We start from the raw sequence: 25,098 nt of genomic DNA, 5'->3' as shown, positions 1-25,098 counted from the left end.
CTTGCGGGCCGCCCCCCTTTGCCGCTCCTTTACCATGGTGTCCGTATCCGATCACCAGCACTCCGATCGCCTGCACTCCGATCATCCGACCGAAAGGTGTGAGCGTCCGCCCATGGGCGAGCCTCCCAGTAGCCGTTCCCCGATCCGCCCCCGCGGCCGAGACCGCGCGGTCCTCCCCTCCCTGACTGATCATGGGACTCACCCGGGGACGGAGGTGAACCGATGACCGAGGTACTGCTGCTCCTGGTGGCGCTGCTGCTCGCCGTCGCCTGTGGCGCGTTCGTGGCCGCGGAGTTCTCGCTGACCACCGTCGAGCGTGGCGAGCTCGAGGCCGCCGTGGAGCGTGGCGAGCGCGGCGCGGCCGGCGCCCTGAAGGCGGTCCGGTCGCTCACCCTCCAGCTCTCCGGCGCCCAGCTCGGCATCACCGTGACCAACCTGGTCGTCGGCATGCTCTCCGAACCGTCGATCTCGAAGCTGATCGAGGGCCCAGTCGAGGCGCTCGGTCTGTCCCCGGAGGCCGCCTCCTCGGTGGCCCTGGTCATCGGCACGGGCCTGTCGACCGTGGTCCTCATGGTCGTCGGCGAGCTGGTGCCCAAGAACTGGGCGATCTCCTCGCCGCTGGCCGTCGTCAAGGTCGTCGGGACCCCGCAGCGGTACTTCACCGCCGCCTTCAAGCCGCTCATCAGCCATCTGAACAACACGGCCAACCGCATCCTGCGCCGCCTGGGCCTGGAGCCCACCGAGGAGCTGGCCTCCGCCCGCTCCCCGAAGGAGCTGGTGGCCCTGGCCCGGCACTCCGCCAAGGAGGGCGCACTGGAGGCGGACACCGCCGAGCTGTTCGTGCGCACCCTGAACCTGGCGGAGCTCACCGCGGAGAACGTGATGACCCCGCGTGTCCAGGTCACCGCCCTGGAGGTGCAGGCCACCGCCGAAGACGTGCTCAACGCGACCCGCGCGACCGGTCTGAGCCGCTTCCCGGTCTACCGCGGCAGCCTCGACGCGGTCGTCGGCATCGCGCACGTCAAGGACGTGCTCGCGATACCGGCCGACGAGCGGCCGCGCCGCTCCGTCGGCGACATCGTGCGCGAGCCGCTGCTCGTGCCGGAGAGCCTGACCGTGGACCGGCTGCTCGACCGTCTGTCCGGGAAGCAGACGATGGCCGTCGTCATCGACGAGTACGGCGGCACGGCCGGCGTCGCGACCCTGGAGGACATCGTCGAGGAGGTCGTCGGTGAGGTCCGCGACGAGCACGACCCGCACGAGACGCCGGACCTGGCACCGGCGGGCGAGGACACCGACGGCCGCGCCCTGTGGTCGGCGGACGGCGCCGCCCGCACCGACCAGCTGGAGCGGATCGGGCTGAGGGTGCCGGAGGGCCCGTACGAGACCCTGGCCGGCGTGCTCGCCACGGTCCTCGGCCGGATCCCGGTGAACGGCGACAGCGTGGAGCTGGCCGGCTGGCGCCTTGACGTGGTGGACGCCTCCGGGCGGCGGGCGGCCCGCGTGCTGCTGCACGCCCCGCTGCCGGACACCGGTGTCACGGACGGGAGGGCCGGCCGATGATCGTGGTGCAGTTGCTGATCGGCCTGGCGACCCTGGTCGTGAACGCCTTCTTCGTCGGCGCCGAGTTCGCCCTGATCTCGGTGCGCCGCAGTCAGATCGAGCCGCTCGCGGAGTCCGGCGACCGCCGGGCGCGCAGCGTCGTCTGGGGCCTGGAGCATGTCTCGGCGCTGCTCGCGGCGGCCCAGCTCGGCATCACGCTGTGCACCCTGGTGCTCGGCATCGTGGCCGAGCCGGCCATCGCGAGCATGCTGGAGCCGCTCTTCGACGCGGTCGGCGTGCCGCACGGCCTGGTGCATCCGATCTCGTTCGTGATCGCGCTGACCGTCGCCACGTATCTGCACATGCTGCTCGGCGAGATGGTCCCGAAGAACATCGCGCTGGCCGAGCCGGCCCGCTCGGCGCTGCTGCTGGGTCCGCCGCTGGTGGCCCTGGCGCGGGCCCTGAAGCCGGTGATCTTCGCGATCAACGCCTTCGCCAACGGCATCCTGAGGCTGCTGCGGGTGGACGCCAAGGGCGAGGTCGCGGCGACCTTCTCGGACGACGAACTGGCCCGGATGGTGACCGACGCCGGTGACGCGGGGCTGCTCGACGACCGGGCCGCCGAGCGGCTGCACGACGCCCTGGAGCTGGGCCGGCGCCCGGTGCGGGACGTCGTGATGCCGCTGGAGAAGGTCGTGTACGCGGAGACGGGCACCACGCCGGAGCAGTTGGAGGCGCTGTCCGCGCGGACCGGTTTCTCGCGCTTCCCGGTGGTCGACGAGGGCCGCCGGATCCTGGGCTACCTCCATGTGAAGGACGCCCTGGACGTCACCCCGCGCGACCTGCGGTTCCCGGTGACGGCGCTGCGGCCGATCGCCCGGGTGCGGGCGGCGACGCCGCTGGACGACGTGCTGACCGCGATGCGGCGCAGCCGGACCCATCTGGCGGCGGTCATCGACGAGGACGGCAAGCTGGCCGGTCTGGTGACGATGGAGGACGTGCTGCGCGAGCTGGTGGGCCGGCCCGCCGGGGGGTGAACCGGGTGATGCGCGAAGGGCCCCGGGACAGTCTCGTCCCAGGGCCCTTCGGCGTGTCGAAGGCGGGGGCGGACGCGGGGGGCGGCGGGTCGGAGGCGGGAAGCGGACGCGGGTCGGAGCTCCGTCGCAGGCTCGCCCCCGGCTCCTCACAGGGCGGTCGCGGCCCGCCAGGCGTCGAGCACGGTCCGGTCGCCGTGGTGGGTGAAGCGCGGGTCGTCGGCCCCGTACCGCCCGTAGACGAGCAGCAGCAGATCGCCGGCGGTGCCCTCGACGGTCGCGGTCACGGCGCCCTCGGCCCGCCGCTGCCAGGTGAAGCCGCCCCCGCCGAGGGTGAGCGTCCAGGCCGCGCCGGAGTCGGTGGCGGCGAGCCGGATGCTCGCGCCGTCCCGGTCGAGCTGGGCGACGGGCTCGGCGACCCAGGAGAAGTACGGCAGGTTCTCCAGGAACTCCTCGATGCCGTCGGCCGCCGTGTCCGGGTCGACCGGGCCCGGCGCGCGGCCGAGCGCGAGCTCGGCGTCGGCGTGGTGGACGACGGCCTCGAAGAGCAGCCGGCGCGGGAAGAACCGCACGTGCGGGTCGGCACCGTGCGACCACATGGCGGTGTCGGGGTCGGCGGCGCGCAGCGTCCGCAGGCTCGCGGCGGCGCTCTCGGCGAGCCAGTCGGGGTACGCGGCGGGGTCCTCCGGCAGGTCGAGCGGCACGTCCCTCGACCACACGCGCTCGGTGGCGCGGGTGCGGACCAGGTGCTCGATCCAGCGGTGGGTGGTGCCGTGGTGCTCGATCAGATCGGCGAGGGTCCAGCCGGGGCAGCTGGGCACCGGGGTCGCCGGGTCGGCGCCGCGGACGAGCGTGACGAAGCTCTCCACGCGGGTGGCCACGTCGTCGAGCCGGGCCGGGTGGACGTCCTCGGTGAGCCCGAAGCCCTGCGACACCTTGAGCAGCTCGTCGCGCCGTGCCCCGGGCGGCTGCCGCAGTGCGGCGTCGCGGAGAAGTCCGTCGAGGCTGCGCCGGTCGGCCGCCGGAAGTCCGCCGAGGACGTATGCCGTGCTCTCCAGCCACTTCACGGCCGTGTCGGGGTCGAGCACCTGGTCGTCGGCGGTCTCGACCGCCGTGACCAGCTCGGCCAGGGCCTCGGTCAGCGCACTCAGCAGCGCCTCGCTCATGGGGTTTCCCCTCCCGGTTCTCCTGTCGGCGCCGGGACCATACCGCGCGGTACGATCGCTGGGCCATGGAGATCAATGCCACGTACACCAGTCTCGTCGCCGTGGGCGACAGCTTCACCGAGGGTATGTCGGATCTGAAGCCGGACGGTTCCTACCAGGGGTGGGCCGACGTCCTCGCGGGCCGGCTCGCGGCCCGCACGCCCGGCTTCCGCTACGCCAATCTGGCCGTACGCGGCAAGCTCATCGGGCAGATCGTCGACGAGCAGGTCGATGCGGCGGCGGCCATGAATGCGGACATCGTCACACTGGTCGGCGGGCTCAACGACACCCTGCGCCCGAAGTGCGACATGGGCCGGGTGCGCGCCCTGCTCGGCGAGGCCGTCGAGCGGCTCGCGCCGTCCTGCGGGCAGCTGGTCCTGATGCGCAGCCCCGGCCGCAACGGCCCCGTCCTGGAGCGTTTCCGGCCCCGGATGGAGGAGCTCTTCGGGTACGTGGACGAGCTCGCCGCCCGGCACGGCGCCCTGGTGGTCGACCTGTACGGCGCCCCGGCGCTCGCCGACCCGCGGATGTGGGACGTGGACCGGCTGCACCTCACCGGCGAGGGCCACCGCCGGGTGGCCGAGGCGGTCGGCGAGACCCTGGGCCTGCCGCCCGCCTTCGACTGGCGCGCCCCGCTGGCCCCGGCACCCCGCCCGGGCTGGGCCAGCCGCCGGGCCGCCGACGCCCGCTTCGCCAAGCAGCACCTGGCCCCCTGGATCGGCCGCCGCCTCACCGGCCGCTCCTCGGGCGACGGCCGCCCGCCGAAGCGGCCGGAGCTGCTGCCGTACGAGGAGCCCGCGGTCTGAGGAGCCTGCGGTCGGGGGAGCCTGCGGTCGGGGGGGCCGCGCCGCGGCCTGGGGCGTGACCTCCGTCTCGTAGCAAGCTCCAGCCCGGACCGTGGCGCTGGCCTGCAGAAACCGCCAGTAGAATCTGGACACGTGACTGCTGTGACTGCGAAGCCCCGCATCCCCAACGTCCTGGCCGGCCGCTACGCCTCCGCGGAGCTCGCCGTCCTCTGGTCCCCCGAGCAGAAGGTGAAGCTGGAGCGCCGGCTGTGGCTCGCGGTGCTACGTGCCCAGAAGGACCTCGGGATCGAGGTGCCGGACGCGGCGCTCACCGACTACGAGCGCGTGATCGACCAGGTCGACCTGGCGTCGATCGCCGAGCGCGAGAAGGTCACCCGGCACGATGTGAAGGCCCGCATCGAGGAGTTCAACGCCCTCGCCGGCCATGAGCACGTGCACAAGGGCATGACCTCGCGCGACCTCACCGAGAACGTCGAGCAGCTGCAGATCCGGCTCTCCCTGGAGCTGGTGCGGGACCGCACGGTCGCCGTCCTCGCCCGCCTGGGCAAGCTGTCCGGCGAGTACGCGGAGCTGGTCATGGCCGGCCGCTCGCACAACGTCGCCGCCCAGGCCACCACCCTCGGCAAGCGCTTCGCGACCGCCACCGACGAGCTGCTCGTGGCCTATGCGCGCCTGGAGGAGCTGCTCGGCCGCTACCCGCTGCGCGGTATCAAGGGCCCGGTCGGCACCGCGCAGGACATGCTGGACCTGCTCGGCGGCGACGCCGGCAAGCTCGCCGACCTGGAGCACCGGATCGCCGGGCACCTCGGCTTCGCGCACGCCTTCACCTCGGTCGGCCAGGTCTACCCGCGCTCGCTCGACTACGACGTGGTGACCTCCCTGGTGCAGCTGGCCGCCGCGCCGTCCTCGCTGGCCAAGACGATCCGGCTGATGGCGGGCCACGAGCTGGTCACCGAGGGCTTCAAGCCCGGCCAGGTCGGCTCCTCGGCGATGCCGCACAAGATGAACACCCGCTCCTGCGAGCGCGTCAACGGCCTGATGGTCATCCTGCGCGGCTACGCGTCGATGACCGGCGAGCTGTCCGGCGACCAGTGGAACGAGGGCGACGTCTCCTGCTCGGTGGTCCGCCGGGTGGCCCTGCCGGACGCCTTCTTCGCGCTCGACGGCCTCCTGGAGACCTTCCTCACCGTGCTCGACGAGTTCGGCGCCTTCCCGGCCGTCATCGCCCGCGAGCTCGACCGCTACCTGCCCTTCCTCGCCACCACCAAGGTTCTCATGGGCGCCGTCCGCGCCGGTGTCGGCCGCGAGGTCGCCCACGAGGCCATCAAGGAGAACGCGGTGGCCTCCGCGCTCGCCATGCGCGAGCAGGGCGCCGAGCGCAACGAGCTCCTGGACAAGCTGGCCGCCGACGAGCGGATCCCGCTGGACCGGGCGCAGCTCGACGCGCTGATGGCCGACAAGCTGTCCTTCACCGGTGCCGCCGCCGACCAGGTCGCCGCCGTGGTGGCCCGGGTCGAGGAGATCGTCAAGCAGCACCCGGAGGCCGCCGGCTACACCCCCGGGGCGATCCTCTGACCCGTTCCCCCCGGTTCTCCGCCGAGGAGCTTCAGGCCGCCCGCGACCGCATCGTGCCCGATGTGGTCGCGGGCGGCCTTTCGGTCCTCTTCTGCGGGATCAACCCGGGTCTGATGACGGCGGCGACCGGTCACCACTTCGCCCGCCCCGGCAACAGGTTCTGGCCGGTGCTGCACCTGTCCGGGTTCACCCCGCGCCGCTTCGCGCCCGCGGAGCAGGCCGAGCTCCTGCCGTACGGCCTGGGGATCACCAACGTGGTGGCGCGGGCGACCGCGCGGGCCGACGAGCTGAGCGCCGAGGAGTACCGCGAGGGCGGCCGGATCCTCACCGAGAAGGTGACGCGGCTCGCCCCGCGCTGGCTCGCGGTCGTCGGGGTCACCGCGTACCGCACGGCCTTCGGCGAGAAGCGGGCCGCGATCGGTCCGCAGGAGCGCACCATCGACGGCCCGTCGGGCTCGACCCGGATCTGGGCGCTGCCCAATCCGAGCGGGCTGAACGCGCACTGGACGGCCGAGACGATGGCCGAGGAGTTCGCCCGGCTGCGGGAGGCGGCGGGCGTGCCGGACCGGCGCGTGGACTGACTCCGTACGGCCGGAGCGACGGCCGGAGCGCCCGTCAGGGCGGGTCGACGGTGGTGACGACGGCGAGGAGCTGGAACGGCAGCTCCTTGTCCCACTGGGAGACCCCGAGGGCGACCCACCGGTCGCCGGCCCGCCACAGGTGCAGGTCGGGTACGTGGTTGCTCAGGACGCCCCATGGCTCGGGTATGTGCTCGCCGGACATGCTCCGGTCGAGGACCGACCACAGGCTGAAGACCTGCGGCGGGCCCCAGCGGGCGCCGAGCAGCGCGGAGAGGCCGTCCCGCTCCGCTTCGTACTGCTCCTCGACGGCTAACCGGCGGGTGCCGTCGTCCTCCCAGAACTCCTCGCTCGTGGCGAGCTCCACGAGGTGGTGGCCCGGGCCGCTGTCGCGGGACCCGGAACGCTCGGCGCGCGCCGGGAAGGCCCGGCCCACCAGCTCGTCGATCGCCACGAGGTGCTGTGCCCTGTCCATGAAGCCAGTAAAGCGCGCCCCACTGACAGTTGGCGGTCCGTCAGCCCGTCGTCGGCCGGCGACGCCCGGACCGGCCCGTGGTCGGCGCTCGCCGGGCCCCGGTCCATTGAGTACCATCCGGCCAAAGACGCGTACGAGCTGGGAGGACACGGGTGGGGCGGCTGACCGGCGGGGATCCGTCGCTGCTGCGGCGGATCAACTCCGCGGTGGTACTCCATGCGCTGCGGGGCTCCGACGCGCTCACGCTCACGGATCTGACCCGGATCACCGGTCTCTCCCGGCCCACGGTCGAGGGGGTGACCGAGGGGCTGATCGGGGCCGGTCTGGTCGTCGAGGCGGCGCCCGAGGAGGGCGAGACCCGGCGGCAGGGCCGGCCGGCCCGGAGGTTCCGCTTCCGGGCGGAGGCGGGACATCTCCTCGGCATCGAGATCGGTCCACACCGGGTCGCCGCGCTGATCTCCGGTCTCGACGGGCGGATCGTCGGCGCCGGCTCGCGCGAGGTGGCGGAGACCGCCCCCGAGGACGAGCGCCTGGACAAGGTGCGGGCCGTGGTGGCGGACGTGCTGCGCAGGACCGGGGTGCCCCGGTCCAATCTGCGGGCGGTGGGCGTCGGCACGCCGGGGATCGTCGAGGCGGACGGCACGGTCCGGCTCGGCACGGCGCTGCCGGGCTGGACGGGTCTCGCGCTGGGTGAGCGGCTGCGCCGCTCCTTCCGCTGCCCGGTGATCGTGGAGAACGACGCCAACGCGGCGGCGGTCGCCGAGCACTGGAAGGGCGCGGCCACCGACTCCGACGACATCGTGTTCGTGCTCGCGGGGCTGAGTCCGGGCGCCGGTTCGCTGATCGGCGGACGGCTGCACCGGGGTTACGGGGGCGCGGCCGGCGAGATCGGCGCGCTGCACCTGCTCGGCCGCGGCGTGACGCCGGAGCATCTGCTGTCGCTGACGGACGAGCCGCTGCACCCGCTGGACGAGCAGGCCGTGGCGGAGGTCTTCGCGCTCGCCCGGCACGGCGACGCGGCGGCGCAGGCGGCGGTCGAGCGGTTCATCCAGCGCCTGGTGCACGACGTGGCGGCGCTGGTGCTCGCGCTCGATCCGGAGCTGGTGGTGATCGGCGGCTGGGCGGCCGGTCTGGACGGGGTGCTGCAGCCGCTGCGCGAGGAGCTGGCCCGGTTCTGTCTGCGGCCGCCGCGCGTGGTGCTCTCGCTGCTCGGCGAGGCGGCGGTGGCCACGGGTGCGCTGCGGCGCGCCCTGGACCACGTGGAGGAGCAGCTGTTCGCGGTGGACGGCACGGTGTCCGCCCGGCGTTGAGACCGGCCTCACGCACAGACGAGGACGGCCCCGGGCGGTGCGCCCGGGGCCGTCCTCGTACGAGCGGGGGTTCGTCAGGAGGCCATGGCCAGGTCGCCGGAGTCGCCGAAGGTGAGGCGGCAGGTGTCGGCGCGGTAGGTGGCCACGGAGACGGCGGCGGTGCGGCCGCCGGAGAGGTAGCGGGTGGTGACGACGAGGACCGGGGAGCCGGGCAGGCGGTCCAGTTCCTTGGCGTCGTCGGCGCGGGCCGAGCCGAGTTCGACGGAGCGGTCCTGGCCGTCGAGGGCGAGCTGCCGCAGTTCGCGCAGCACGGCGCGGGCGTGGGCGGGTCCCTCGGGGGTGGCGCTCGCGTCGAGGCCGGGCACGGAACCGGCGGGCACGTAGAGGAGTTCGGCGGCGACGGGGGTCCCGTCGGTGACACGCAGCCGGCGAACGACGTGCACGGGCTCGCCGGGCTTGACGTCGAGGAGGCGCAGGACGGCGGCCGGTGCCGTGGCGGCGGCCGCGTCCACGGCCTGCCAGGTCTCCTCGCCGGCGCCGGGCCAGGCGTGCTGGGTGGTGGAGACGTCGACGCCGACGCGCGGCGGGGCGACGGTGGTGCCGACGCCGCGGCGGCGCTGCAGGCGGCCTTCGAGTTCGAGCTGCTCCAGGGCCTGCCGGAGGGTCGCGCGGGCGACGCCGAACCGGGCGGCCAGCTCGCGCTCGTTGGGCAGGATCTCACCGACCGCGAAGTCCGTGTCGAGGGCTTCGCTGATCACGGTCTTGAGGTGCCAGTACTTCGGCTCCGGTGCTGCTTCGAGCTGCGTGGTCCCCACCCTGATCCTCCGCACATTCGCCGTGTCCCGCGGCGTTTTCCGCGCCCTTGTTTATTAAAGGTTCCTGCACTAACTCTGCGACCATAAGACGCGGCACACCCTTGGTCAAGACCAATCCTCCGTCGGACGCCCCTGAATGTGACCCTCTGACCTAGATCGTTCACAGGACGTTCGCGTCCGCGTGAGGCCGGCGCAGCAAAGCACCCCGCCGCGGAACGTGAGGTTCCGGGGCGGGGCGGCCTCGTGGGCGGGTCGAGCGGGCAGCCGGACGACCGACTGTCAGTCGAGGGAGAGACCCTGGATTTTGTCCGGATTGCGCAGGATGTACATGCAGGCGATCCGGTCGTCCCTGACCTCCGTCTGGAGGATGGAGTCGACCTTGCCGCCGACGAGGGCGAGGAGCGCGGGCCCGCCGTTGATCTCCTCGAAGCGGAACTCGTAGGAGTCCCGCGCACCCTGGGCGACGGCGAGCAGGAAGCGCCCGACCTTGTCGGCGGTCTCGATGATCCGCAGCGGGCCCTTGGCCTTGCCGCCGCTGTCGCCGACCAGGCGCACGTCGGGCGCGAGCAGGGCGAGCAGTCCCTGAAGGTCGCCGTCGGCCGCGGCGGCGAGGAACCGCTCGGTGAGGTCACGGCGTTGCGCCGGGTCGACGTCGTAGCGCGGGCGGCCCTCGTCGACGTGTCTGCGGGCTCGGCCGGCGAGCTGGCGCACGGCGGCCTCGCTGCGGTCGAGGGTGGTGGCGATCTCGGCGAAGGGGAAGCCGAAGGCCTCGCGGAGCACGAACACCGCGCGCTCCAGCGGGGAGAGGGACTCCAGGACGACGAGCAGGGCGAGGGAGACGGAGTCGGCGAGCAGGGCGCGTTCGGCGGTGTCGGGCACGGCGGGCCCGAAGTCGGTGACGATCGGCTCGGGCAGCCAGGGGCCGACGTAGGACTCTCGGCGGGACTGGACGTGGCGGAGCCGGTCGATGGCGAGCCGGGTGGTGATCCGGACGAGGAAGGCGCGGGGTTCGCGGACCTGGGTGCGGTCGTCGGCGGTCCAGCGCAGCCAGGCCTCCTGCACCACGTCCTCGGCGTCGGCCGCGCGGCCTAGCATGCGGTAGGCGACGCCGGTGAGCACCGCGCGGTGCTCCTCGAAGACATCGGTGGGATCGGTCAGCATCTCGGTCGGCACGTCCCCATCCCAGCCCACGCCGTGTCGCGTGTCCAGTTCGGCCCGGTCCGGTCCGCCCGCGCCTCTTGAACTCGACTCTACTCACCGGTAATTCTTGCTGACAGGGAGTCTCGCAGATGTCCTGAGCAGAGTGTCGGTACGACAGGGAGCAGCCATGTCCGCACAGATCTCGTTCCCCGTGGAGTCCGCGGCCGGGCCGCGCACGGTCACCGTGACGTACGAGCGGCGGGGCACGGGCGAACCCCTGCTACTGCTCCACGGCATCGGCCATCTCTGGCAGGCCTGGGAGCCGGTCATCGACGTGCTCGCCACCGAGCGGGACGTGATCGCCGTCGACCTCCCGGGCTTCGGCGCCTCCCCGGCCCTGCCCGAGCCGCTCGCGTACGACCTGAGCACGGTGGTGCCGGTGCTCAACGCATTCTGCGCCGCGCTCGGGATCGAACGGCCGCACGTGGCGGGCAATTCGCTCGGCGGGCTGCTCGCCCTCGAGCTGGGCCGGGAGAAGCTGGTGCGGTCGGTCACGGCGCTCTCCCCCGCCGGCTTCTGGTCGGAGGCCGAGCGGCGCTACGCCTTCACCACGCTGCGCGCGATGCGGGGCGCCGCGCGGGCGATGCCGCTGCCGCTGATCGAGCGCCTGTCCCGCAGCGCGGCCGGCCGCACCGTCCTCACCAGCTCCATCTACGCCCGCCCGGCCCGGCTCTCACCCGAGTCGGCGGTCGCCGAGACGCTGTCCCTGCGCGCGGCCACCGGCTTCGAGCAGACCCTCGCGGCGGGCCGGTCCGTGCTGTTCCGCGAGGACGTCACCGCGCTGCCCGTCACGATCGCCTGGGGCAGCCGTGACCGGCTGCTGCTGCGCCGCCAGGGCGTCCGCGCCAAGCAGGTCATCCCGGGCGCCCGGCTGGTCCGGCTGCCCGGCTGCGGCCATGTGCCGATGAACGACGACCCCGCCCTGGTGGCCCGGGTGATCCTGGACGGCAGCGCCACCGCCGCGGCCTGACGCACCGTCGGTGCGGGCGGTGCGGTCGCTCCGCAGGCCCAGCCCGAAGAGTCCGGTGCCGAGCGCCGCCCCGGCCCCCACCAGGAGGCTGCCGACGGCCTGCGCCGGACCGAAGGTGCCCTCGCCGACGAGCACGGCGGTCAGCGCGGCCGCCACCGGGATGGCGCCGGTATAGAGAGTGGCGCGTTCCATACCGATCCGCTGGGCGCCCATGTAGAAGAGCACGAACCCGACGACGGTCGCGAGCACCGCCTGCCACACCAGCGCCCCGGCCTCCACGCCCGTCGGCATCCGCAGCGCCGCCGTGCCGTCGACGGCGAACCCGATCAGCGCGGCCTCGACGGCGCCGACCCCGCACACCACCGCCGTCAGGAGCTTGGGCCCGAGCAGCCGGAGGACCGGCACCGCGAGCACGGTGAAGCCCACCTCGCCCGCGAGGGCCGCCGCCGACCAGCCGAGCCCGGCCAGGTCCGTGCGGCCCCAGCCCTGCACCGTGAAGGCGCCGGCGGCGACGAGCACCGCCCCGTACAGCACCGGCCTGCTCGGCCGCCGGCCCTCGGTCAGCGGCACCAGGACGGCGACCACGACGGGCGCGCAGCCGACCAGGACGCCGGGGACGGCCGGCTCGGCGGTGCGCTCGGCGGCGAGGACCGCCAGATTGAAGCCGACCATGCCGACCGCCGCGAGCAGCGCGATCCGCAGCCACAGGCGCACGGTCAGGGCACGCAGCGGCCCGAGCGCGGCCCGGCCGCCGAGCAGCGGGAGCAGGAGCAGACAGGCGGCGCCGTAGCGCAGCGCCTGACCGCCGGCGTACGGATAGGAGCCGAGCAGGCTGTTGGCGGTGAAGGAGGCACCGACGAGGGCGTAGGCGACGGTGACGATCAGCACGCCGCGCAGGGAGTTCGCGTTCATGGTGTCGACGCTAGGAACCGGGGCGCCTTCTTTTGAGGTCCACTTGTCCGACGTCATCGGGGACCACTTCGCGAAGCTGCCCCGGACACCGCGACGAAAGGGGTACGGAGGATGCGCGGCCAACCGGCCTGGGAACTGTTGCTGCCCGCGGCGGCGGCTCCGGCGCGGCAGCGGGGGCGTTCGCTCCAGGAGGCGCTGCGGGAGGCCGTGCGCACCGGCCGGCTCGCGCCGGGGACGCGGCTGCCGTCGAGCCGGGCGCTCGCCGGTGACCTCGGGGTGTCCCGGGGCCTGGTGACGGAGGCGTACGAACAGCTCACGGCCGAGGGCTATCTGCGCAGCGACCGGGGGTCGGGCACCTGGGTGGGCGGGGCGGCGCGGGCCGCCGCGCCCGGTGTGCGGGACCTCGCGCCGCGCGCCCCGGGCGTACGCGTGGACTTCCGGCCGGGGACGCCGGACCTGTCGCTGTTCCCGCGCGCCGCGTGGGGCGCGGCGCAGCGGGCCGTGCTGTCGGAGCTGGCGCACCGGCGGCTCGGCTACCCGGATCCGCGCGGGCTGCCCGAGCTGCGGACGGCGCTCGCGGCGCTGCTCGCGCGGCGGCGCGGGGTGGTGGCGGATCCGGAGCGTCTGGTGGTGTGTTCGGGGGTGGCGCAGGCGGCCACGCTGCTCGGCCTGGCGCTACGCGCGCGTGGGCATGGCGCGGTGGGCGTGGAGGACCCGGGCAGCCCGGAGCACGGCCGGCTGTTCGCGGCGGCCGGTCTGGACACGGTGTGGCTGCCGGTGGACGCGGAGGGACTGGTGCCGGGGCCGCTGGCGGCGTCCGGGGTGCGGGCGGTGGTGGTGACGCCCTCGCACCAGTTCCCTTCGGGGATCTCGTACGCGGCCGGCCGGCGGGCCGAACTGCTCGACTGGGCACGGTCGGTGGACGGTTTCGTCTTCGAGGACGACTACGACGGCGACTTCCGCTACGACCGGGCGCCGGTCGGCGCGCTCCAGGGGCTCGATCCGGAGCGGGTGGTGTACGCGGGCTCGGTGAGCAAGTCGCTGGCGCCGGGGCTGCGGCTGGGCTGGCTGCTGCTCCCGGGTGAGCTGGTGGGCGAGGTGGTGGAGCGCAAGCGGACGATGGACCTCGGCAATCCGGTCATCGAGCAGGCCGTGCTTGCACGTCATGTGTCGGACGGCGGCTACGACCGGCAGCTGCGGCGCTGCCAGCGGGCCTACCGGGAGCGTCGGGACGCCCTGGTGGCCGCGCTGGAGCGGCACTTCCCCGGCACGGTGACCAGCGGCATCGCCGCCGGCCTGCACGTCATCGCGCGCCTTCCCGCCGGGTACGGGCCGACGCCGGCGTTCCTGGCCTCGGCGGAGGCGGCGGGGGTGGCCCTGCGGCCCCTGGAGGAGTACGGGACGGGGCGCCCGGCGGACGGGGCGGTGCGGCTGGTGATCGGATACGCGCATCTGGCGCCGACGGAGATCGCCCGCGGGGTGGCGCTGGTGGCGGGGGCCGTCGCGGGGGTCGGCAGGGGCTGAGCGTGCCGAACGTGCCTGCGGGAGCCCGGGATTGTTCACGCGAGGGTTGTTCACGCGGGGTTCGGCTGTGCGCCGTTCCCGGGCGTTAGGGATGGGGGTGCGGCCTCGGAGCCGTATGCGAGACGACGATCCCACTCCGCCCGTCCCTTGGAGGCGTTCGATGTCCCAGCCCACTCCCGGTCCGGCGGCCGGCGGCCCGGCGCCCGCGCGCCGTACCGTCCTGCGCGGTTCGCTCGCCGCGTCGGCGGCCGCCCTCACCGTCGGCGGCGGCGCGTTCGCGAGCCCGGCGTTCGCCCTGTCGGGCCGCCCGTCGGCCGCGTGGGGCGTGCAGACCGGCGATGTCACCGCGCACGCGGGCCTGGTGTGGGTCCGCTCGGACCGGCCCGCCCGCATGATCGTGGAGACCTCGGCGAGCGAATCGTTCCGCCGGGTGCACCGGCACCACGGCCCGCTGCTCGGCCCGGGCACGGACTTCACCGGCACCACCGCGCTGCGCGGTCTGCCGGCCGGCGAGCAGATCCACTTCCGGGTCACCCTCGCCGACCCGGACGACCCGCGCCGTACCGGCGAACCGGTCACCGGCACCTTCCGCACGGCGCCCGCGCGGCGCCGCGACGGGGTGCGGTTCCTGTGGTCCGGCGACATCGCCGGACAGGGCTGGGGCATCAACCCGGACATCGGCGGTTTCCGCGCGTACGAGGAGATGCGCCGGCTCGACCCGGACTTCTTCCTGTGCAGCGGCGACACCATCTACGCGGACGGCGTCATCCAGCCCTCCGTGACGCTGCCCGACGGGCGGATCTGGCGGAACGTCACCACGCCCGAGAAGTCCAAGGTCGCCGAGACCCTGGCCGAGTACCGGGGCAACTTCCGCTACAACCTGCTCGACCACAACGTCCGGGCCTTCAACGCCCAGGTGCCGTCGATCGTCCAGTGGGACGACCACGAGGTCCGCAACAACTGGTACCCGGGGCAGATCCTCGACGACGTCCGCTACACCGAGAAGGACGCCGACGTCCTGGCCGCCCGTGCCTCGCGCGCCTTCACCGAGTACTTCCCGGTGTCCACGCTGCACGCGCGCGTGGGCGAGAGCAGGGCCGAGGGCCGGATGCACCGGGTGGTGACCACGGCCCGCTGCTCGACGTGTTCGTGCTCGACATGCGCTCGTACCGCAACGCCAACTCGCCGGGCCGGCAGGCCGACGACACCACCGGCATCCTGGGCGCCGAGCAGCTGGAATGGCTGAAGCGGGAGCTGTCCCGGTCCCGGGCGGTGTGGAAGGTGCTGGCCGCCGACATGCCGCTGGGTCTGGTCGTCGCCGACGGCGCAACCGACTTCGAGGCGGTCTCCCAGGGCGACCCGGGAGCGCCGCTCGGGCGCGAGCTGCAGATCGCCGAGCTGCTGCGGTTCATCAAGCACCGGCGCATCACCGGCACGCTGTGGCTCACCGCCGACGTGCACTACACCTCCGCGCAGCACTACGCACCGGAGCGCGCGGCCTTCAAGGACTTCGCCCCGTTCTGGGAGTTCGTCTCGGGCCCGCTCGCGGCGGGCGGCTTCCCGGCCAACGCGCTGGACGGCACCTTCGGCCCGGACCGGGTCTTCGTCCGCGCCCCGGAGCGGGCGAACCTCTCGCCGATGGAGACCCCGCAGTACTTCGGCGAGGTCGCCGTCGACGGGGACAGCGGCGAGCTGACGGTGCGTCTGCGGGCCGAGGGCGGGCTCGTGCTGTTCAGCAAGGCGCTCCAGCCGGGGCGCGTGGGGCGGTAGGCCGGCAGGGCGGTAGGGCGGTAGGGCGGTAGGGCCGAGCGTCGGGGCCGGTGATGCCCCGGTACGGGGCGGGGGCCGCTGTCCGGTCGATTGTCAGTGGCGGGTCCTACGGTCTTTCACATGACGCGATCCGTACAGGCGCTGGCCTACGCACGCCCGTCCGCCCTGGAGCCCGTGGACTCCGGGCGGCTGCTCGGACTGGAGACCTCGGGCGGCCTCACGCCGCACGGCGCCGAGGCCCGCCCCCGGTTCTTCTCCGGGTTCCTCACCTCGCCGCAGGTCGCCGCGCGCGGGCTGCTCGCCGTGGCCGACGTGGCGGCGGCGCGCTACTACCAGCGGATGAGACCGGGTTCGCTGGACCCGGTGGTGACGGGCAACGGAGACCGGCTGCGCTTCGAGTCGTTCTCGGGCTGCGGCGGGGTGTACGCGCGTCTCGACGTCCTGAGCGCGGGTCTCGACGGGGCGGAGACCGGGCACGGCACGACGAACGTCGACGTGAACAACCCGCTGCGGGAGGCCCTGTCACGGCTGACCGGCGGCGACCCGCTCCATCTTCGGGTCGGCCCGGAGGAGTTGGCGGTGACCACCCTGGACGGTCCCGTCGTCGAGAAGAAGGTGCCGCTGCCGGACCGCTGGCTGCGCGGCTTCGCCGAGGCCCAGGTCTCGTCCGCCGGCTTCGACCTGCGGGCCGACCTGTCCGGGGCGGAGGCGGTGCGCTTCCTGCGCTCGCTGCCGCGCTCCCAGGCACGCGGCCGGGGCCCGATGTGGGTGGTGCAGCAGGGCCGGACGCTGCGTCCGACCACCCGCCCGGTGCCGGGCGCGGTCTGCCTCGCGGGCCCCGACCGGCTCATCGCCCTGGAGCGGGTGCTGCGGCACGCGACGGCGCTGCGGGTGTACGGGCCGGTGCCGGACGGCGCGGCCGCGCCGAGCGCCTGGGAGGTGGAGCTGCCGGGCATGCGCCTCACCCTGACCCTCTCCCCCGACCCGGCGCGGGGTTTCTCCGGCGAGGGCGGCGTCCTGGAGGCGCTGGCCACGGAGGAGGCGGCACAGGACGCCGAGCTGGTCTCGGTGCTGCTCGCCTGGGAGCCGCGCATCGACCTCGCGGACCTGGCCGAGCAGTCGGGCCTGCCCGTGGACCGGGTACGGGCGGCGCTGACCCGGCTCGGCACGGCCGGCCGGGTCGGCTACGACGTCGCCGAGGCGGCCTATTTCCACCGCGAACTCCCCTACGACGCCGACCGCGCCGAGCGCCACAACCCGCGGCTGCTCTCCGCCCGCGCGCTGCTCGCCGAGGGGGCGGTCACTCTCGACGGCGAGCTCGCGACGGTGGCGTCCGGCGAGCGCCGCTACCAGGTCCGGGAGGCGGCGAAAGGACGGCTGACCTGCACCTGTACCTGGTGGGCGGACTACCGCGGCCGGCGCGGCCCGTGCAAGCACGCGCTGGCGGTGCGGATGGCGCGGCGCGGGGCGACGGTCGGGGCCACGGGGACGGCAGAGGCGGTCGTGGAGGGCGTGCGATGACGACCGGGACGGAATGGGGGACGGGGAGCATGACGGGGACGATGGCCATGACCGCGGTGGAGACCGCGACGGAAAAGCTGCTCGCGGCCGTGCGGGCGGGACGGCACAGTGAAGTTCCCGCGCTCCTGGAGCCGCTGGACGCCGCCGCGCGCAAGAAGGTGCTGCCCCGGCTGAAGGAGCTGCGCACCGAGGTGCGCAGCTGGAGTTGGGACCGGTGGAACGCGCAGACGGAGGCCCGCCGGGCGCTGCGGGTCGCGGGCGCCGGCTGCCACACGGGCGCGGCCGCGGCGGCGACCTGGATCGGCTCGCGCGATCTGACCGGCTGGGGCCAGCACACCGTGGACGGCGTCCTGGACGTCCTGGCGGACCGGGACCCGGCCTGGCTCGCGGACGTCGCGGGCCGGCTCGCCGACCGCCCGGGCATCGCCGACGACGAGTACCGCCTGGTGCACACCCTGGTGGTGCGCTCCGGCTGCCCGGTGCCGACCACCGAGAGCTATCTGCTCGGCTGGACCCGGACGCTGACGGACCACCGGCTGGTGGCGCGGCTGCGCGAGGACCCGCAGACGCCGGTGCTGCTGCCGCACGTCCTGGCGCTGACCGAGACCCCGGACCGGCTGACCTGGTCGGTCGGACCCGACGCGCCCACGCACTGGCCGACGGCACTGAAGACCCTCGCCGACGAGGGCGTGCTCGACCGGGCGGTCCTGGTCGACGGCTGCGTGTCCCGGCTGCTGCGCGGCGGCCGGGCCCGTGACCTGCGCTTCCCGCTGGCGCTGCTGCAGGAGCTCGGCACCACTGACGAGGAGCGGCGGGCGCGCATCCCGGACTGGCTGGGCATGGCGGCGGACGGACCGTCCCCGGTGGCCGGGCACGCCCAGGAGATCCTGGCCGAGCTCGCGCTCGACGGCGGCCTCACGGTCACGGAGCTGGCGGAGATGTCGGGCTCGGTGCTGTTCCGCAGCGAGAAGAAGCTGGTGCGGGCGCAGCTGACACTGGTCGGCAAGGTGCTGCGGCGTGAGCCGGGCGCTGCGGCGGAGCTCCTTCCGGTGGTCACGGACGCCTTCGGACACGAGGACACCGCGCTCCAGGAGCGGGCGCTCGCCCTGGTGGGCCGCCATCTGAAGCACGTGGACGAGGGGGTCCGGTCCGAGCTGTCCGGCGCCGTCGACCTGTTGAGCCCGGTGCACCGGCGGGCCGCTGCCGAGCTGTTCGGCGTGGCGGCCGTGCCCGACGAGGCACCGTACGAGGAGGTCCTGCCGCCGGTGCCGGAGCGGCGGATGGTGGCGCCTCCGGCCGGGACGGTGGCCGAGCTGGTGGCGGACCTGGTCTCGTTGGAGCGGCGGCCGTACGACGCGCCGGAGGAGTTCGAACGGGCCCTGGACGGTCTCGTACGGCACGCGCACCGGGACCGGGAGGCGCTGAGGGAGGCGGTGCGGGAGGCGTTCGCGGGGGCGTACTGGCTGGAGAACGGGCGCCACACCTCCGAGCACGGATCGCAGGGTCTGCTCACGGTGCTCGCCACGCTGTTGGGCCTGGTGCGGCCCGGTCAGCTCGACGCCGCCCGGAGGCGCGCGTCCGGCTCTCCGTCCTGTGCCCACAAGGCCATGGGGTGGGTGATCGACGCGCGGGTCTGGGAGACGGCGTGGCTGGTGATCACGGAGAAGCCGGTGCCGTTCCTGCTCGCCGCGCCGACCTGGCACACCGGTGGGATCGATCCGGCGGTCCTCGTGGAGCGGCTGCGTGAGTACCGGGACGCCGGGCTCGATCCGCTGCCCCTGGATCTGGCGCAGGCGCTGCTCCGCGTCCGCAAGGGCGATCCGGCGACGGCCGACGCGGCCGCCGAGGCGGCGGCGCTCGGCACCCGCGCGGGTGCCCGGCTGGCGGAGTGGCTGACCGGGGAGGAGTCCCTGGCTCCCGGCCTGCGCTTCCTGGCCCGGGGCGCGGACGACCGGTCCGGTCGTTGGTGGCTCGCCGACCGGCTGGTGGTGGCGGTGCGGGAGCGGCGCGCGATACGGGACGATTTCCCGGCCGCCTTCCACTGGCTCGGTTCGTCGGTGACAGAGCTTTCGCGCGGCTGCAACCACTGGCACGGCTCGGGGCGGCGTCCACTGTGGCCGGCCATTCTCCCGGACGACCGCGAGACCCTCGCGGCCTGGCTGCTGCCGTCGCTGGCGAGTGGAGCGGAGTGGGAGGAGCGGGGTGTCGCCCAGGGGCTCACCGCCCTCGCCGAGGCCGACGGCCCCGTCGGTCCCGCCGTCCACCTCGCGCTCGCCGTGGGGCTCGGGTGCCGGCACGCCGAGGACCGGCTGACCGCCGTCGACGCGCTGCTCGTGCTCGCGTCGCGCGGCGAGCTGGACGCGGCGCTGCTCGGGGCGCGGCTCGCGGAGCTGCTGGCCGAGGGGTCGGTGAAGGCGAACCGGCTGGCGGACGCGGCCCGTACGGCGGCGGCGACCGGGGCGTACGGGACGGTGCGCGACGTGCTGCTCGCGGTGCTGCCCTCGGTGCTCGGCGCGGCGAAGCCGGCGCGCGGGGCCGGGGAGCTGCTCGCGGTGGCGGCGGAGTGTGCGGAGCGGGCCGGCGGGTCCGGGGAGGTGCCCGGGCTCGCGGAGCTCGCGGCGCGCCGGGGCACGACGCAGCTGGTGACGCAGGCGCGTCGACTCGCGGTCACACTCGGACAGCAGACCGATCAGACCCGGTCGAAAAGTGCTTGAAATCGCCACCAATGCCCCGGATCGGCGCTTAACCCGTCAGTCACAAGGCGTTCGTGATCACGCAACACCGCTGGGTCACAGTGAGGTCATGACGCCCGAAATGACGCACCGGAAGAACGCCCGCCGCCTCCACCACTGGCGGCACGACCTGATCGAGCTGGCCGCCCTGTTCACCGCCGTGGTGGTGGCCGACTCGATCGCCAAGACCGTGGTGAAGGGCCCCGACGGCCCGTATCTGCTGGTGTTCTCGGCGATCGCGCTGGTCGCCACGGCCGCCTTCCACACCTGGTGGGCCCGGCGGCACAGCCATGCGCCGCCCGCCGACGATCCCGGCGGCAGCGGGGTGGCTTCCCCGCCGCCGCCGGACGCGGTTTCCGGCAGTGCCCCCACCCCCGTGGGGGACTCCGCCGGAACGGCCATGAGCCTGTGGCGGCTGCGGACCACGGTCCGCGACGCCCCGGGCAGCCTGGCCGCGCTGTGCGCGGTGCTCGCCCGGCACGGGGTCGACATCCTGACCCTGCAGACGCACCCGCTGGCCGAGGGCACGGTGGACGAGTTCCTGCTCCGCGCGCCCGCCGGCCTGGAGGCGGGCGCCCTGACCCGGGAGATCGCGGCGGCCGGCGGCACCGACACCTGGACCGAGCGGGCCGACGCCCACGACCTGGTCGACACCCCGACCCGGGTGCTCGGCCTGGCCACCCGCACCGCGCTCGACGCGGCCGAACTGCCCCTGGCCCTGCGCCAGCTGCTCGGCCGCTGCACCCTGCGTTCCGTACCGCCGGTCTCCCTCAGCGGCCGCCCGACCGGTGACCACGCCCCGGTGGAGGGAGTCCTGGAGGAGACCTCGATGCGGCTGCGCGACCCGAACGGCGGGACGCTGGTGATCGAGCGGCCGTATCTGCCGTTCACACCCACCGAGTTCGCCCGGGCCCGCGCCCTGGTGGAGCTCGACGCCCGGCTCGGGCCGCGGCTCCCGCGCGGCCGGGACGTGCTGACCCTGCCCGAAGGCAACGACATCACGGTGCGCCGCGCCGACCAGCGCGACCTGGCCGCCGCGCGGGCCATGCACGACCGCTGCTCCGACCGGACCCTGGCACTGCGCTACCACGGCCCGGTCGGCGACGCCGACCGCTACCTCGACCATCTGCTGAGCCCCCGGTTCGGCCGCACCCTGGCCGTGCAGACGGCCTCCGGCCGGGTCGTCGCCCTGGGGCACCTGCTCTGGGACGGCGACGAGACCGAGGTCGCCCTGCTCGTCGAGGACGAGTGGCAGCGGCGCGGCATCGGCTCCGAACTCCTCGGCCGCCTGGTGGTGCTCGCCGAGGAGGCCGGCTGCGACAGCGTCTACGCGGTGACCCAGTCCTCCAACACCGGCATGGTGGCCGCCATGCGGGCGCTGAACCTGCCCCTCGACTACCAGATCGAGGAAGGCACCCTGGTCATCACCGCCCGCCTGGCCGGCCGCCCGGCGAGCGCCGCCGGCCCCCGGGCGGAGGCCGACGCCGCTACGCCCGCTCGGCCCGCTCCGGATGCCGCAGACTCTCCGACGGGGTGGCGGACCCGGCGCTGAGCGCCTGCGTGAGGTCCCGCCACAGGTCCTCGACGTCCTCCAGGCCCACGGACATGCGCAGCAGCCGGTCGCTGATGCCGCCGGTGCGCCGGTCCGAGGGATCGACGATCCGGTGGCTGATCGAGGCCGGGTGCTGGATGAGCGAGTCGACGCTGCCGAGGCTGACCGCCGGCGTGATGAGCCGTACCGCGCCGATCACGTCGTGCGGGTCGCCGTACACCTCGAAGGCGATCATCGCCCCGCCGATCCTCGGATAGTGCACACGCGCGATCCGCGGGTCGGCGGCCAGCCGCCGGACCAGGTCGGCGGCGGTCGCCGAGGCGGCCCGTACCCGTACCGGGAGCGTGGACAGGCCGCGCAGCAGCAGGTAGCCGGCGAGCGGGTGCAGCACGCCGCCGGTCGCGAAGCGGACCTGGCGCAGGGTGCGGGCGAACTCCTCGTCGCAGGCGACGACGCCGCCCATGACGTCGCCGTGGCCGCCGAGGTACTTGGTCGCGCTGTGCAGCACGATCCGCGCGCCGAGCTCGGCGGGGCGCTGGAGCACCGGGGTGGCGAAGGTGTTGTCGACGAGCAGCGGCACCTCGCCGCAGGAGTGGGCCAGAGCCCGGATGTCGACCTCGGCGAGGGTGGGGTTGGCGGGCGTCTCGACCATGACCAGGCCGGTGTCGGGACGGATCGCGTCCGCGACCCCGGCCGGGTCGGTCCAGGTGACCTCGGTGCCGAGCAGTCCGGCGTTGAGCAGGTGGTCGCTGCAGCCGTAGAGCGGGCGGACCGCCACCACGTGCCGCAGTCCCTGGCTCGCGCGGGCGAGCAGCACGGCGCTGAGCGCCGCCATGCCGCTGGCGAAGGCGACCGCGGAGTCCGTCCCCTCCAGGCGGGCGAGGGCGGTCTCGAAGCGCCCGGTGGTGGGGTTGTCCAGGCGGGCGTAGACCGGCGGGCCGTCCGGGAGGACGCCGGTGGTGGCGAACGCGTCGATCCGGGCGGCCTCGGCCCGGGCGTCGCGGGACGGGTAGGTGGTGGACAGGTCGAGCGGCGGGGCGTGCAGGCCGAGCTCGGCGAGGTCGTCGCGGCCGGCGTGCACGGCTTCGGTGGCGAGCGCCCGGGTGGGGGCGGACTCGGCGGAGGACGCGTGAGCGTTCCTGGTCATGTCCATGCGGCGCACTGTGAACGAATACGGGTGGGTAGCGGGAAATCGCCGTGCTACGTTCGGCCAATGGCCGATTCTGTCGTACTGGACGCGGTCGATCTGCACATTCTTCGCCTGCTGCAGAACGACGCCCGGAGCACCTACCGGGAGCTCGCCGCCGAGGTGGGGGTGGCTCCGTCCACCTGTCTGGACCGGGTGGCGCGGCTGCGCCGCACCGGAGTGATCCTCGGACACCGGCTACAGCTGAATCCGGCCAAACTCGGCCGGGGCCTGGAGGCGCTGCTGCTCGTCCAGGTGCGCCCGCACCGCCGGGAACTCATCGGCCCGTTCGTCGAACGGGTCCGTGCCCTGCCGGAGTCCCGGGCGCTCTTCCATCTCACCGGTCCCGACGACTACCTGGTCCACGTGGCCGTGGCCGACCCCGCCGACCTGCAACGACTCGTTCTGGACGCGTTCACCTCGCAGCGCGAGGTGGCCCGGGTGGAGACCCGGCTGATCTTCCAGCAGTGGGAGTGCGGGCCGCTGCTGCCGCCCGTCCCCGGCGCTCATTTGTCAGCCGACTGAGATCGATTGAGGGTGACGCGGACACCGTGCACGCGCCAGGATTGGCCCCATGCCAGAGTCTTCCAGCACCGCTCTCCCCCGCCAGGTCGCCGACGACTACGTCGACGCGCTCATCGAACTCGACCCGATCACCGGCACGTTCCTGGGAGTCCGCGAGAGCGCGGGGCGCCTCCCCGACTTCTCCCCCGCCGGCCAGGAGGCCCTCGCCGACCTGGCGCGGCGCACGCTCGAACGACTCGACACGGCGGAGCGGCAGGACGGCGCCCAGGACGAGGCGGAGCAGCGCTGCGGCCGGCTGCTGCGCGAGCGGCTGACCGCCCAGCTCCAGGTGCACGAGGCGGACGAGGGGCTGTGCGCGGTGAGCAATCTGCGCTCGCCGGCGCACAGCGTGCGCATCTCCTTCACCATGCTGCCGACGGCGACCGAGGCCGACTGGACGGCCGCCGCCGCCCGGCTGCGGGCCGTGCCGGCCGCCCTGGAGGGCTACCGCACCTCGCTCGCACTGGGCCTCGAACGCGGCATGCGGGGCGGCCCCCGGGCCACGGCCACCTTCGTCGGACAGCTCACCGAGTGGTCGGCCGGCGGCGGCACCGGCCCGGACGGCGCGCCGCGCGGCTGGTTCAGCGGCTTCGCGGCCGGCGTGGCCGATGCGGCCGATGCGGCCGGCGAGGGCGCGCTGCCGGACGGGCTGCGGGCCGAGCTGACGGCGGCGGGCGCGGCGGCCGACGAGGCCGTGCTCGCGCTGCGGGACTGGATGCGCGACGTGTACGGGCCGGCGGTCGCGGACGCCCCGGACACGGTGGGCCGCGAGCGCTACCGCCGCTGGGCCCGTTTCTTCAACGGCACCGACCTGGACCTCGACCAGGCCTACGCGTACGGCTGGTCCGAATACCACCGCCTGCTCGCCGAGATGCGCCACGAGGCGGACCGGATCCTGCCCGGCTCCGACCCGTGGGAGGCGCTGGCCCACCTCGACGAGCACGGTGCGCACATCGAGGGTGTGGACGCGGTACGGGACTGGCTGCAGGGCCTGATGGACGAGGCGATCGACGCGCTGGACGGCACGCACTTCGAACTCGCCGACCGGGTGCGGCGGGTGGAGTCCCGGATCGCCCCGCCGGGCGGCGCGGCCGCCCCGTACTACACCGGCCCGTCGGAGGACTTCTCGCGCCCCGGCCGCACCTGGCTGCCGGTCGACGGACAGCACCGCTTCCCGGTGTACGACCTGGTGTCGACCTGGTACCACGAGGGCGTGCCGGGGCATCACCTGCAGATCGCCCAGTGGGTGCACGTGGCCGACCGGCTGTCCCGCTACCAGGCGACGATCGGCAAGGTCAGCGCCAACACCGAGGGCTGGGCGCTCTACGCCGAGCGGCTGATGGACGAACTCGGCTTCCTGGGCGACGCGGAGAAGCGGCTCGGCTATCTCGACGCGCAGATGATGCGGGCCTGCCGGGTGATCGTGGACATCGGCATGCACCTGGGCCTCGAGATCCCGGAGGACTCGACGTTCCACCCGGGCGAGCGGTGGACGCCGGCGCTCGCGCAGGAGTTCTTCCAGCGGCACAGCAGTCGGCCGCCGGCCTTCGTGGAGAGCGAGATGACCCGCTATCTGTCGGTCCCGGCCCAGGCCATCGGCTACAAGCTGGGCGAGCGGGCCTGGCTGCTCGGCCGGGCCAACGCCCGCGCCAAGCACGGCGACGCGTTCGACGCGAAGGCCTGGCACATGGCGGCCCTGTCGCAGGGCCCGCTGGGCCTCGACGACCTGGTGGACGAGATCTCCCGGCTCTGAGCGCGGGAGGGGCGCGGCAGCCGCACTGTGAGATACCCCCGGGAGGACTTGAACTCCCGGGGGTTTCCCTGCAA

Annotated in this window: 18 protein-coding genes and 2 pseudogenes; 14 read left to right on the top strand and 6 right to left on the bottom strand. The window is 74.2% G+C overall.

Going from position 1 to position 25,098, the window contains the following annotated elements; all coding sequences use genetic code 11:
• The first annotated feature begins 222 nt into the window (after nt 1-222).
• Nucleotides 223-1,563 carry a hemolysin family protein gene (locus tag AB0M18_RS19360; RefSeq protein WP_365759482.1) on the top strand — a complete coding sequence of 447 codons (1,341 nt, stop codon included), beginning with the start codon at nt 223-225 and terminating at the stop codon, nt 1,561-1,563.
• Nucleotides 1,560-2,579, top strand: coding sequence for a hemolysin family protein (locus AB0M18_RS19355; RefSeq protein WP_365759480.1), 1,020 nt, complete (start codon nt 1,560-1,562; stop codon nt 2,577-2,579). The genes AB0M18_RS19360 and AB0M18_RS19355 overlap by 4 nt, the downstream gene beginning before the upstream one ends.
• 146 nt (nt 2,580-2,725) lie before the next feature.
• Here the strand turns inward: AB0M18_RS19355 and AB0M18_RS19350 are convergent, their stop codons facing one another.
• The gene (locus tag AB0M18_RS19350) at nt 2,726-3,742 is read right to left on the bottom strand and encodes a maleylpyruvate isomerase family mycothiol-dependent enzyme (protein ID WP_365759478.1); all 1,017 of its coding nucleotides are present in this window, start codon (nt 3,740-3,742) and stop codon (nt 2,726-2,728) included.
• Nucleotides 3,743-3,807: 65 nt separating this feature from the next.
• On the opposite strand from AB0M18_RS19350, the gene AB0M18_RS19345 reads away from it, so the two are divergent.
• From AB0M18_RS19345 to mug, 3 genes are all read left to right on the top strand, one after another.
• A complete protein-coding gene (locus AB0M18_RS19345; RefSeq protein WP_365759476.1) occupies nt 3,808-4,587 on the top strand; it encodes an SGNH/GDSL hydrolase family protein in 780 nt (259 codons plus the stop codon).
• A 132-nt stretch (nt 4,588-4,719) separates the two neighbouring features.
• On the top strand, nt 4,720-6,162 hold the full coding sequence (gene purB / locus AB0M18_RS19340; protein WP_365759474.1) for an adenylosuccinate lyase: 1,443 nt from the start codon (nt 4,720-4,722) through the stop codon (nt 6,160-6,162).
• A gap of 53 nt (nt 6,163-6,215) precedes the next feature.
• Nucleotides 6,216-6,743 carry a G/U mismatch-specific DNA glycosylase gene (gene mug, locus AB0M18_RS19335; RefSeq protein WP_365759472.1) on the top strand — a complete coding sequence of 176 codons (528 nt, stop codon included), beginning with the start codon at nt 6,216-6,218 and terminating at the stop codon, nt 6,741-6,743.
• A 34-nt stretch (nt 6,744-6,777) separates the two neighbouring features.
• Here the strand turns inward: mug and AB0M18_RS19330 are convergent, their stop codons facing one another.
• Nucleotides 6,778-7,215, bottom strand: a complete 438-nt coding sequence (locus AB0M18_RS19330; protein WP_365759470.1) for a hypothetical protein — start codon at nt 7,213-7,215, stop codon at nt 6,778-6,780.
• Nucleotides 7,216-7,367: 152 nt separating this feature from the next.
• Between AB0M18_RS19330 and AB0M18_RS19325 the strand changes: the two genes are divergently transcribed.
• Nucleotides 7,368-8,525, top strand: coding sequence for an ROK family transcriptional regulator (locus AB0M18_RS19325; protein WP_365759468.1), 1,158 nt, complete (start codon nt 7,368-7,370; stop codon nt 8,523-8,525).
• A 74-nt stretch (nt 8,526-8,599) separates the two neighbouring features.
• On the opposite strand, the gene AB0M18_RS19320 is transcribed toward AB0M18_RS19325, so the two are convergent.
• Together AB0M18_RS19320 and sigJ are read right to left on the bottom strand one after the other, a co-directional pair.
• Complete coding sequence (locus tag AB0M18_RS19320; RefSeq protein WP_365759466.1) at nt 8,600-9,340, bottom strand: GntR family transcriptional regulator; 741 nt, start codon at nt 9,338-9,340, stop codon at nt 8,600-8,602.
• A gap of 279 nt (nt 9,341-9,619) precedes the next feature.
• Complete coding sequence (gene sigJ / locus AB0M18_RS19315) at nt 9,620-10,501, bottom strand: RNA polymerase sigma factor SigJ (protein WP_365759741.1); 882 nt, start codon at nt 10,499-10,501, stop codon at nt 9,620-9,622.
• A gap of 166 nt (nt 10,502-10,667) precedes the next feature.
• Here sigJ and AB0M18_RS19310 point away from each other — a divergent pair, with 166 nt between their 5' ends.
• Nucleotides 10,668-11,510, top strand: a complete 843-nt coding sequence (locus AB0M18_RS19310; RefSeq protein ID WP_365759464.1) for an alpha/beta fold hydrolase — start codon at nt 10,668-10,670, stop codon at nt 11,508-11,510.
• A 72-nt stretch (nt 11,511-11,582) separates the two neighbouring features.
• Here AB0M18_RS19310 and AB0M18_RS19305 read toward each other — a convergent pair.
• Nucleotides 11,583-12,182: pseudogene (locus AB0M18_RS19305) on the bottom strand (EamA family transporter); the annotation flags it as partial.
• A 351-nt stretch (nt 12,183-12,533) separates the two neighbouring features.
• Here AB0M18_RS19305 and AB0M18_RS19300 point away from each other — a divergent pair.
• From AB0M18_RS19300 to AB0M18_RS19280, 5 genes and pseudogenes are all read left to right on the top strand, one after another.
• Nucleotides 12,534-13,946: a PLP-dependent aminotransferase family protein gene (locus tag AB0M18_RS19300; RefSeq protein ID WP_365759462.1), complete on the top strand. Its 1,413-nt coding sequence runs from the start codon at nt 12,534-12,536 to the stop codon at nt 13,944-13,946.
• Between the two features lie 160 nt (nt 13,947-14,106).
• Nucleotides 14,107-15,716, top strand: a pseudogene (locus AB0M18_RS19295) (alkaline phosphatase D family protein).
• A gap of 120 nt (nt 15,717-15,836) precedes the next feature.
• Nucleotides 15,837-17,237 carry an SWIM zinc finger family protein gene (locus tag AB0M18_RS19290; RefSeq protein ID WP_365759460.1) on the top strand — a complete coding sequence of 467 codons (1,401 nt, stop codon included), beginning with the start codon at nt 15,837-15,839 and terminating at the stop codon, nt 17,235-17,237.
• A gap of 29 nt (nt 17,238-17,266) precedes the next feature.
• A complete protein-coding gene (locus AB0M18_RS19285) occupies nt 17,267-19,951 on the top strand; it encodes a DUF6493 family protein (protein WP_365759458.1) in 2,685 nt (894 codons plus the stop codon).
• Between the two features lie 88 nt (nt 19,952-20,039).
• On the top strand, nt 20,040-21,521 hold the full coding sequence (locus tag AB0M18_RS19280) for a GNAT family N-acetyltransferase (protein WP_365759456.1): 1,482 nt from the start codon (nt 20,040-20,042) through the stop codon (nt 21,519-21,521).
• Here AB0M18_RS19280 and AB0M18_RS19275 read toward each other — a convergent pair.
• The gene (locus tag AB0M18_RS19275) at nt 21,457-22,668 is read right to left on the bottom strand and encodes a PLP-dependent transferase (RefSeq protein WP_365759454.1); all 1,212 of its coding nucleotides are present in this window, start codon (nt 22,666-22,668) and stop codon (nt 21,457-21,459) included. The genes AB0M18_RS19280 and AB0M18_RS19275 overlap by 65 nt on opposite strands.
• 66 nt (nt 22,669-22,734) lie before the next feature.
• Here AB0M18_RS19275 and AB0M18_RS19270 point away from each other — a divergent pair, with 66 nt between their 5' ends.
• A complete protein-coding gene (locus AB0M18_RS19270) occupies nt 22,735-23,232 on the top strand; it encodes an Lrp/AsnC family transcriptional regulator (protein ID WP_365759452.1) in 498 nt (165 codons plus the stop codon).
• 49 nt (nt 23,233-23,281) lie between these two features.
• The gene (locus AB0M18_RS19265) at nt 23,282-25,024 is read left to right on the top strand and encodes a DUF885 domain-containing protein (protein ID WP_365759450.1); all 1,743 of its coding nucleotides are present in this window, start codon (nt 23,282-23,284) and stop codon (nt 25,022-25,024) included.
• Nucleotides 25,025-25,098 lie beyond the last annotated feature (74 nt).

The organism is Streptomyces sp. NPDC051909, from assembly GCF_040681095.1.
GTDB lineage: Bacteria > Actinomycetota > Actinomycetes > Streptomycetales > Streptomycetaceae > Streptomyces.
The sequence above is the reverse complement of the archived record's forward strand: the minus strand, read 5'-3'. Positions and strand labels throughout refer to the sequence as shown.